Below are 9,508 nucleotides of genomic sequence, written 5' to 3' on the forward strand. Positions count from 1 at the left end.
AAGGTACTCAAAGTCTGTTAAAAATCAGGTTTGTGGAAGGAATATAGGGCTTTTGTGCGAGCGCAAATGTCCTTCTCACTCCGACTTCTCTGCATCAGTGAAGCTAGGTAGTTCATCTAAGGAACATTGCAAGACACGACATAGAGCCTGCATCTGACTAATTGTGAGCCTGGGTTCAAATCTGCCAGCTTCCCAATTACTTACAGTTTGGTCAGTAACGCTCACAGCATCCGCTACTTGTTTTTGGGTCAGTCCCAATCGTTTCCTTAGCCTCATCAGCTCACGGCCTGAGTTCATTGCCTCCTGATCGCCTTAACTATATATTGGTTTATCTAAGTAGACAAAACCCTAAATCTATTTGTAATATGGGGTCATGTCACGAGCCAGCGCCTGAACTTTCCACGGAACGACGCTGGCTCTGGCTCCAATTACACATGGAGACTAGTTCATTATGCCTCACAAAGAACGCCTTACCCCTTGGTGCTGGTTCGCCTGCTTCCCAACATACAAAGATTGACGCGAAACATAGACATCTAAAGAAGGGCAGCGCTCCTTGAACTGATTAGAGCGATCTAGAGTATCGCTGCCTTTTCTATAACCAGTTTGTCATTTTACGCAGTCATGCGCTCAAATACGCGATCGCAGCACTGTCTTTCCTGAAGACATTACCCGAATTTTGACAATGAAACACTCCGACTGGCTGCGCCTTCAAGCAGAAGGCGAGAGCATCTGTGCAACTTTGCGTCAACAGGGTTATCTATGCCGAAAACAGAATCGACGCCTATCCTGGAAACTTTGCAAAGAGGCTCAGGAAGATTACGTTCTCACCTGGCTACCAACACCCGTCAGCGATTGGACTTTGATGCCCAACGATAGCAGCCCACAACGCCAACAGCTTTGGCAACTCATTGAGCGCACTTTAACCAGCATCAGAGAAGAAGTCATCAAAACTCTGCCAAAACGCAGTTCACAACTTGAAGACTACTCCCGCCCTTGGGCGATTATCCGACTCCTACCGGATGCCAGACGGTATACAGTGGCAAGATTCTTCAACCGCCAAGACGCAGAAGACCACCGACGCTTTCTCAAGCGCTTTATGCCTGCTGCTGAATTTGCAGTCGTCTTTGATGTTCCTAACGAACAGCTTCAACGCACAACTGAAGAAGAAGATTAGACTTCTCGCAAAAATGCTAGACCCCTCCCCAACCCTCCCCTTACCAAGGGGAGGGAGCAAGATTTCTTTCTTCCCCCAGGATAAAAGTCTCTCATATTCCCCCCTTAGTAAGGGGGGGCTAGGGGGGTGAAATTTTGACTTTTACAAGAAGTTTATTAAACACAGAATCAAGCAACCATGACAGCCTTATTTCGCCGCATCAACCCCGCACAAAAATTCCGCATCACCAAGCATCAAATTGCCAAATTATTGAGAATTTCCTCTTCACTAATTGTCAAAATCGAATCCTGGCTCTACGTTACCTTCATCCATCGCCTCGATAAAGGAGGACAATTCATCAGCTACCGCCAGATGGAACAATGGAAAAATGCCATTGCCTGTCAACGGCAAAAATGCTCCACTAAGCAACAGCTACAACACTTGTGGAATGCAATTGAACGCGATCGCACAAAACATAACTCTCAATATCCCGATTCCGTTGTGCCCTTCCTGAAAAACATCTGGGCACAATGCCTCCTCACAGCCGCTTAGCTGCTTCAATATTTCCTGTTGTAGCTGTTTTGCATACTGCTCTCGCCTAAGAGAACATCAAACCGATCAGGCAGTGCGGAGCCGTTTTCGATCGCGAGTCCCTGCTTTTTTGGGCTTTTGGGTATTCTTGGGTTTGGATGGTGTCTGGGACTTTGCCCGGTTACTGCGAGGTTGATTTGCTCGCTGACGCTTCGGTTGCTCTGCCTTAGGCTGGGCAATTGAGGTTGGCTCGTATCCTGGAATCACCTCTTTAGCAAGAGTTTGATTGAGCAACCGTTCGATGTCCTTTAAGAATGGATATTCATCGCTACATACGAGGGAAACGGCTCGTCCAACGTTGCCAGCGCGACCTGTGCGACCAATGCGATGCACGTAATCTTCTGGAACATTGGGGAGTTCATAGTTGACCACATGAGGGAGCTGATCGATATCTAGACCCCGTGAGGCTACGTCGGTGGCGACTAATACACGCACCTTCCCTTGCTTAAAGTCTTGCAGGGCACGGGTGCGGGCTGCCTGACTTTTGTTGCCATGAATCGCTGTTGTTTTCAGCCCATCTTTAGCAAGCTGCTCGGCGAGACGGTTTGCACCATGTTTCGTGCGGGTGAAGACTAGCACCTGTTTCCAGTTGTGGAACCCGATCATATAAGAAAGGAGTTCTCGTTTGCGATCGCGATCAACCGGATGAACCACCTGCTCTACCTGCTCTGCGGCGGTATTACGGGGAGCGACTTCGATCTGGGTTGGAGACTTGAGCAGGGTGCTGGCAAGCTGCTGAATCGGTTTAGAGAAAGTGGCAGAAAACATCAGCGTTTGCCGGGATGGGGGGAGAATTGCCAAAATTCTGCGGATGTCGCGGATGAAGCCCATGTCTAACATGCGATCGCATTCATCTAGCACCAGTATCTCGATCTGGGAGAGATCGACAGTCTTTTGCCCAAGGTGGTCGAGCAACCGTCCGGGCGTGGCGACTAGAATATCAACTCCCCGGCGCAGCGTTTGTATTTGCGGTTTAATTCCGACGCCGCCATAAACTACTGCTGAGCGCAGGGACAGGTATTTGCCATAGGTTTTGACGCTATCGTTGACCTGATCTGCCAGTTCACGAGTGGGGGTGAGGATGAGGGCACGAGGCGTGCGATGTACCTTGTTGGGGTTAGTGGCGTTCAGGAGTTGCAGTAGAGGCAGGGTAAAGCCTGCTGTCTTGCCCGTTCCAGTTTGGGCGCTGGCGAAAACGTCTTTTCCTTGCAGGATGGCGGGAATTGCCTGCTGCTGAATCGGGGTTGGCTCCGTGTAGCCAGAGTCAGCAACAGCACGAAGCAGGTCGGTCGAAAGACCGAGGTTACGAAATGTCATGGATGTAATTACTCCTAGTGGTGCCCCTATCCCAAATCAAATGCCTGGGGCCAGTCTAAGAGCAGGAAATTTGTGGTTCAGTTGGATAGCTTGAATGAGCTTTCTCCAATGCGCCAGCAACAGACCGGAATGTACTGGCTTTCGATTCATCTTAACAGAGATTGAAGGACGATCGTAGTTCTTACCTGATGGAGAAGGCTATAGACAACGTCGCCAGTCAGACCGTCAGACCTCTGAGGTAAACAAGCCAATCAAGAACTTAGTGCTTGAGCGCTAGCTTTAAGAGAGGGAAAGAAGCTGCTCGGCAATAAAAAAAAGGACGGTTTTAGCTATAAGCTTTTAAGTAGCTAGGTGCAATTAAATATAAAACGCTCCAGTGTGTATTCACCAGCTTCGCTACGAGCTTTCATCCCATGCATGATAGCGATCGCTCTCATCGTACTCGTTATCAAACATCTGTCCTGCAATCTCATGACTTTTCAGTTGATGCCACTGGGTTTCAATCGGATTCATTTGCGAACAATAGGGAGGCAAAAAGAACACGAATAGCCCTTGTTCCTGCCAACGCGACCACTGTTGACGCACCAATAGACTGGTATGCTGATTATTTTGTGTTTTTGATACCCGAGCAGGAACTCCTGTTTGTTGAACCGTGTAAACTTAGACTATTGGCTTGGAATCTTCGGGCAAAGCTGCAAGAAAAAGTAGTAGGAAATACTCGTACAGTAGGATTGCCAATTCCCATAAAAACTGTGCAGGACGAAGTCGCCAGTATTCGCCTTCCATTGCGATTGAAGTTGTAACTATTGGCAGGCTGAAGTGGATGAGCGCGATTGCGAAACCCGCACAAAAGTGATCGCACTCTCCCAATTAACAGTTTGATGCAGCAAAGAGCGGGTGAATAACTCTTTTACAACACGGATTTCTTCTTTTTGGAGGTTCTTCGCCAAATGCGCTGCATAAGAAAGTCTATTTGTTGCAGAAGTAGTAGCAAACCAGCGATCGATTAAGGCGGGTGTAATATGCATTTGAGTGTGCGATCGCTCTTCATCCACCTCAACCACCAACCCCACAGACTCAAAGGCAACCCGTAGCTCATCCGTATCCCAGTTCACCATTGGGTCTAACTTGTCAGTGTAAATCGCCTCTTCCGCTGCCACTAATCGCTGGTACAAATCTGCATCTAGCTTCGATGAGTCGAGCAAACGATAAAGCCGTTGCGTGTGGCGTGGCACCGTCTCAGCGAGTACCAAGACTCCAGTCTGTTGCAGCAATTGAGCTAACAGTTTAGCTGCTGCTCCTTTTTCCGGTTCATGGATAAGCGCATTGCGCCCGATGATGCAGTCAAACCGAATATCGGGGACTTGGGCCGCTAAAACCTGTGGCAACTGGGTTAAGGTAGAACTCAACACCAAAGGACGCTTGAGGAGAGGAAGTGCCGCCACCTGTTCTTGTAAGGCAACAGCTTCAGCCGATGTGCGAGTACAGGCATAAACTCCACCTTCCGGCACCCGACGTAAAGCTTCAAACGTGAGTAAACCACTCCCGGCATTCAAGTCCAAAACAACATGGTGACGCTGAAGTTGAGCTAGGGTGAAAATGCGATCGCGTATGCCTGCAAGTTGCTCACCCACCTGACTCAACGTGCGCTGCAACCAACGGTCAACCGTGCGGTCAGTTGGCCCTGTTGTTAGCACTTCAACAGGTGAGACAAAAACACCTTCTGCCACCGCTTCCAACTGCGCTTCCCGATGACGCGCCACCTGCGTCTTAATTTCCCCTTCAAACCCCTGTGTAGAAGGCTGATAAAACACCTGTCCCTGCAAACTACTAGGCAAGTACTGTTGAGCCACCCAATGGTCGCGGTAGGCATGAGGATAAAGATAACCTGCGCCATGCCCCAATCCTTTCTTATCCCGGTTAGCATCTTTGAGGTGATTGGGTACTTCTGCCTCCCGTTCCTTCTCAACCACCGCTAGGGCATCGAAAAAGCCCATAACGCTGTTTGATTTGGGAGCGTTGGCAAGATAAAGCGTGGCTTGAGCCAAGTGATAGCGTCCTTCCGGCATCCCTACCCACTCAAAAGCTTGAGCGCAGGAATTAACCACCACTACGGCATTAGGGTCAGCCAGTCCCACATCTTCACTGGCTAAAATTAACATGCGCCGGAAAATGAAGCGAGGGTCTTCCCCGGCATAAACCATTTTGGCTAGCCAGTATAAAGCCGCATCGGGGTCGGAACCGCGCAAACTTTTGATAAACGCACTAATGGTATCGAAGTGGGCGTCTCCTTCCTTGTCATAGAGGACAGCCCTTTGCTGTATGGATTCCTCCGCGACAGCCAGCGTAACGCGAATTGTCTCGGTTTCGTCGGGGGGTGTGGTTTCAACAGCCAGTTCCAAGGCATTGAGTAAGGAACGAGCATCACCGTTGGCAACATTAACTAAGTGTGCGATCGCATCTGGCTCTACTATTACAGATAGCCTCCCATAACCACGTTCTGAGTCAGTTAACGCCTGTTCGAGGACACGACGCAAGTCCGCTTCATCGAGAAGCTTGAGCTGAAAGATGCGGGAACGACTGACAAGAGCTTTATTAACTTCAAAATAGGGATTTTCTGTGGTTGCACCAATTAGAATAACCGTCCCGTTCTCCACCCAAGGCAGTAAAGCGTCTTGTTGAGATTTATTAAAACGGTGAACCTCGTCTACAAAAAGAATCGTGCGCTGAGAGTGTTCCTTTTGGCGTTTTTGAGCCGTAGAAATCGCATCCCGAATCTCTTTTACCCCAGACAAGACAGCATTAATCGCAATGAAGTGAGCGCGAGTGGTATTGGCAATAATCCGAGCAAGAGTTGTTTTCCCCGTGCCAGGTGGACCAAAAAAGATGACCGAAGAAAGCTGGTCAGCTTGAATCGCACGGCGCAACAGGCGTCCAGGTCCAATGATGTGGTCTTGACCGATAAATTCATCCAGGGTACGAGGACGCATCCTAGCGGCGAGGGGTGCCTCTTTGTCCACTGATTGTTGGCGCTTCTTGTCGAACAAGTCTATTGCTGCTGGGATTGGCTCATAGAATTTTAATCGATTCAGGTCTTGGTTACCTTAGTATCTAGCTAGGCGTTGCCGTTCTTGCGCTGCAACTTCCGTTAGCCCAGCCTGATCAAGAAGTGAGAGAAAAGCCTCCCGAATAGATCCATTAGTGGGATTGGTAGATTGAGCGTTTAAGAGGACATTTAGGGCATCGTACCAAGCTCCAGCTTCAGCATAGATTGAGGCGCGATCGCGATCGCTTTTTGCCTCTGCTAGCTGTTGCTTGAGTGCTGGTGTTTCTGCTACGCGCTTAATCCAGCTTTGAGCAAAGGTATCATTAGAGCGCCGAGCAGCATTGCTGACCAAGCTCACCGACCAACGGTATTCTTTCCCTGGAACCAATTCGGGCAAATTTTTCGGCATTTCCATGCGAATAATTCCGGCTTTTTCCAGTTGTAGTTGTTCTATAAAAATTGGCTGGGCTACTCCCGATTCTACTAAGGAAAATTCCACAGATTCTTCAGGGATTTCTGATACATACCAGAAAAAGGTGGGATGACCTGATAAAGTTTGTCCTGTGTGATCGTTCGGAACTAATAGTTTCAGTGTCACGCCTTCAGACGGCTCATCTCCTCGCGTACCCGCTCCTTGGGTGCGTCTGGGTATGCCGCGATAAGGGGGCACATAGTTAAAATTGGATTGTGATTGTTCGGGAAAGCTGGCTAAGGCAGGATTGGCGAATGCGTGAATTGGAAGACCATCGACCCAACGGGTTACTGGCATCAGAAACAGGGATGCGGTAACAGTAACCACACTCATCAATAGGCGAGAATTCACCATAATATAAGGCGCAGTGTTTTAAAGTTTTTTGCTATTAAGTAGAGCGCCCTGACCTACCCTAATTTAGAGAACTATGTAGTAGAAAACCCCAGTAAGTACTCTGCTATCTATACTTTTTACAGTAAAAGGCTGTAAAACATGTTTCATCCCTATTTAGATAGAAAGCTCATCTAAATTTTTATTAGCTTAAGATAGTAAAACTTGATAGATTTCAGTGGGCTGCTGACGCCCTTTTAACTGTCCTTCACCAATAAACTTGGTGCGAAATTGTCCCTGTATATGTAAATAAGTTTCTTTATTAATCAAAATCCGGCAAATCCCGCCGTCGATTGATTTATCATAACTTTCTAACCGCGCTGCCACATTAACGCTGTCTCCAATCGTTGTGTAGTCGAGCCTGTGGGCACTGCCAAGGCTGCCGGTGACAACTTTACCCGTGGCAATCCCGACTCGCATCGCTGCCGTGGGTCGTGATTGAATTTGCCATTTTTGATTGAGAACCTCAAGAGTAGACGCCATCGCTTTGGCACAATGAACGGCTGCGATCGCATCTTTGGCAATGTCCTCTAGTTTTGTGCGCGGAATCGGGACACCGAAAACCGCCATGATGGCATCCCCAATAAACTTATCCACAATCCCCCCATGCGCTTGAATTACTCCTACCATGGCACCCATATAGTCGTTGAGCCAAGACATTAGCGTATCTGGCTCGGTCTGCTCAGTGATGGAGGTAAAACCTTTTAAATCTGCAAAGAGTACTGTTGCTGTCATCTGACACCCTAAAAGGCGTCCTTGTTTTAAGATCTGATGACGATTGCGCCAAATGGTTCTGGCAATGGCTGGACTGACGTGACGCCCAAATAGATTCATCACCGTTTGTCGGTCATGGCGGTCTAATTGAGCAATGTAACCAATGAGGACGGTGGCTGACCCAAATAGAGCAAGCAGAGGTGGTACAACTGGAATCCACCAGTGGTTAAGAAAAACGACATACGAAATGCTCATCAGCCCGATCGCTACTATGACTAGACCAATTGCTGTGCGTAAGAGAGAGTAGTTTTTATGGCCTTGAAAACGAGCAGCCCAGGTTAATGACGCACCGGCAGTAGAACAGAACAAAATACACAAAACTTCTATTGGTTTAGACCACGTTTGGAGCAAGGGACGCCCTTCTAGTGAGGCACTCAAGATGATTGAAGTGAGATGAGCTTGAATCTCTACGCCAGGACTTTGCTTAGGCGATGGAAGTAGATCGTTGCTGTAGGGAGTGTAAAATAAGTCTTTCAAACTGGGTGCAACTGAACCAATTAAGACGATGCGATCGCGCACCAACGATGGCGGTACTCGGTTTTGCAAAACCTGGGTCAGCGAAACCTGATCAAAAGGGGCAGCTCCTTTGAAATTCAATAAGATTTGGTACCCAGCTGCATCCGCTCGGACATAGCCGCCATCATTCTCCTCAAAGGGAACAAATACAGCTTTACCCAACTTCATAAAACCGTTGGCATCAGCGGTTGGGGTAATGCCTTGACGCTCCAGATAAATCAAAGCCAATCTTAGCCCCAAGCTAGGTAAAGCGGGTTCAGACTGAGGCGTGAGAAACAGGATGCCCCGACGAATTCTGCCATCTGCATCGGGCACAATATCATTAGCACCCACCTGACCCAACTCTTTCAACACGGGCGGCGGTGCGGCGGCATTGCCTATGCTATCCTCAACTTTTTTCTCAATTCCAATTAGACTCGGTGTAGATCTAAACACATCCTCCAAAGCCTGGGTACCTGGTGGTACCGGCAAATCTCGATACAGGTCAAGACCAATTGCTCTTGGCTTTAATGCTTTGACTTTCTTCAGCATTTCAACCAGAACGGCATCGTTTACAGGCCACTGCCTCACATAACGAAGGTCTGACTCATTAATGCCAACCATCAAAATCCGCTTGTCGGTTCGCTCAGGCGGACGCCAGCGAAAAAACTGATCGAGCGCCGCCCATTCCGATGACTGCAATAGACCCGAAAAACGCAGGGCAACTATAATACCAGTTACCGCGATCGCTCCAATTGCAACTCCACGCCGTTGCCAAATTCTCTGTCTCAGTCGCCTTATTCTCATATCAAAATCAGCATTGAAAGTCAAGGACAATAATAAAAAAGCTGGAATCTTGCACCAGCCTACTCACCACGGATTTTAATCCGTGGCTGATCGAGAAAGTCCTCTTGCATAGGACTCAACCCTGACTCGGTCTGAAGTTCAGTCCATTTTACTGGACTGGGAAATGGCAGATTAAGTCTTCTGCCTTAGCGAGAGCCTGCAACTGTGGGATGGTGCCGTGGTTCTCGGCACCATCAGCCGTGACAAACATTTTTTGTGCCTCTTGAAGGGGAAGGACGCTGCTACTTTCGGAGAGTTCCTCGGTTGCTGCCGTGCGATCGCGGCGATCAGTGGCACTGTTCCCAGAAGTTAGCTGAACGTCGGTTATGGGATAGGAAGTTGTGAAAGCACCATAGGGGGTAGAGGGCAACCCACCCGTACCTGTGACTGTAAAACTGCCACCTTTATAGTTTCGACGCCCCAC

The 9,508-nt window shown here is 48.6% G+C and carries 8 protein-coding genes and 1 pseudogene; 2 read left to right on the forward strand and 7 right to left on the reverse strand.

Annotated elements, in window-relative coordinates:
• Positions 1 to 75: 75 nt before the first annotated feature.
• On the reverse strand, positions 76 to 297 hold the full coding sequence (locus V6C93_RS22495; RefSeq protein WP_333478908.1) for a helix-turn-helix transcriptional regulator: 222 nt from the start codon (positions 295 to 297) through the stop codon (positions 76 to 78).
• A gap of 385 nt (positions 298 to 682) precedes the next feature.
• Between V6C93_RS22495 and V6C93_RS22500 the strand changes: the two genes are divergently transcribed.
• Complete coding sequence (locus V6C93_RS22500) at positions 683 to 1,174, forward strand: hypothetical protein (protein WP_333478909.1); 492 nt, start codon at positions 683 to 685, stop codon at positions 1,172 to 1,174.
• A gap of 177 nt (positions 1,175 to 1,351) precedes the next feature.
• Positions 1,352 to 1,705, forward strand: a complete 354-nt coding sequence (locus tag V6C93_RS22505; RefSeq protein ID WP_333478910.1) for a hypothetical protein — start codon at positions 1,352 to 1,354, stop codon at positions 1,703 to 1,705.
• 66 nt (positions 1,706 to 1,771) lie between these two features.
• On the opposite strand, the gene V6C93_RS22510 is transcribed toward V6C93_RS22505, so the two are convergent.
• The 6 genes and pseudogenes from V6C93_RS22510 to V6C93_RS22535 all read right to left on the reverse strand — a co-directional run.
• Positions 1,772 to 3,061, reverse strand: a complete 1,290-nt coding sequence (locus V6C93_RS22510; RefSeq protein ID WP_333478911.1) for a DEAD/DEAH box helicase — start codon at positions 3,059 to 3,061, stop codon at positions 1,772 to 1,774.
• Between the two features lie 396 nt (positions 3,062 to 3,457).
• Positions 3,458 to 3,652 (reverse strand): annotated as a pseudogene (locus V6C93_RS22515) (transposase); the annotation flags it as partial.
• A 212-nt stretch (positions 3,653 to 3,864) separates the two neighbouring features.
• Positions 3,865 to 6,114, reverse strand: a complete 2,250-nt coding sequence (locus tag V6C93_RS22520; RefSeq protein WP_349262800.1) for an AAA family ATPase — start codon at positions 6,112 to 6,114, stop codon at positions 3,865 to 3,867.
• A gap of 51 nt (positions 6,115 to 6,165) precedes the next feature.
• Positions 6,166 to 6,933, reverse strand: coding sequence for a DUF928 domain-containing protein (locus V6C93_RS22525; RefSeq protein WP_333478913.1), 768 nt, complete (start codon positions 6,931 to 6,933; stop codon positions 6,166 to 6,168).
• A 186-nt stretch (positions 6,934 to 7,119) separates the two neighbouring features.
• Positions 7,120 to 9,045, reverse strand: coding sequence for an adenylate/guanylate cyclase domain-containing protein (locus V6C93_RS22530; protein ID WP_333478914.1), 1,926 nt, complete (start codon positions 9,043 to 9,045; stop codon positions 7,120 to 7,122).
• A 148-nt stretch (positions 9,046 to 9,193) separates the two neighbouring features.
• Positions 9,194 to 9,508, reverse strand: a 315-nt coding sequence (locus tag V6C93_RS22535) for a hypothetical protein (protein ID WP_333478915.1), incomplete at its 5' end; no start/stop codon positions are given.

The organism is Allocoleopsis sp., assembly GCF_036703385.1.
In the GTDB taxonomy this organism is placed as follows: domain Bacteria; phylum Cyanobacteriota; class Cyanobacteriia; order Cyanobacteriales; family Coleofasciculaceae; genus Allocoleopsis.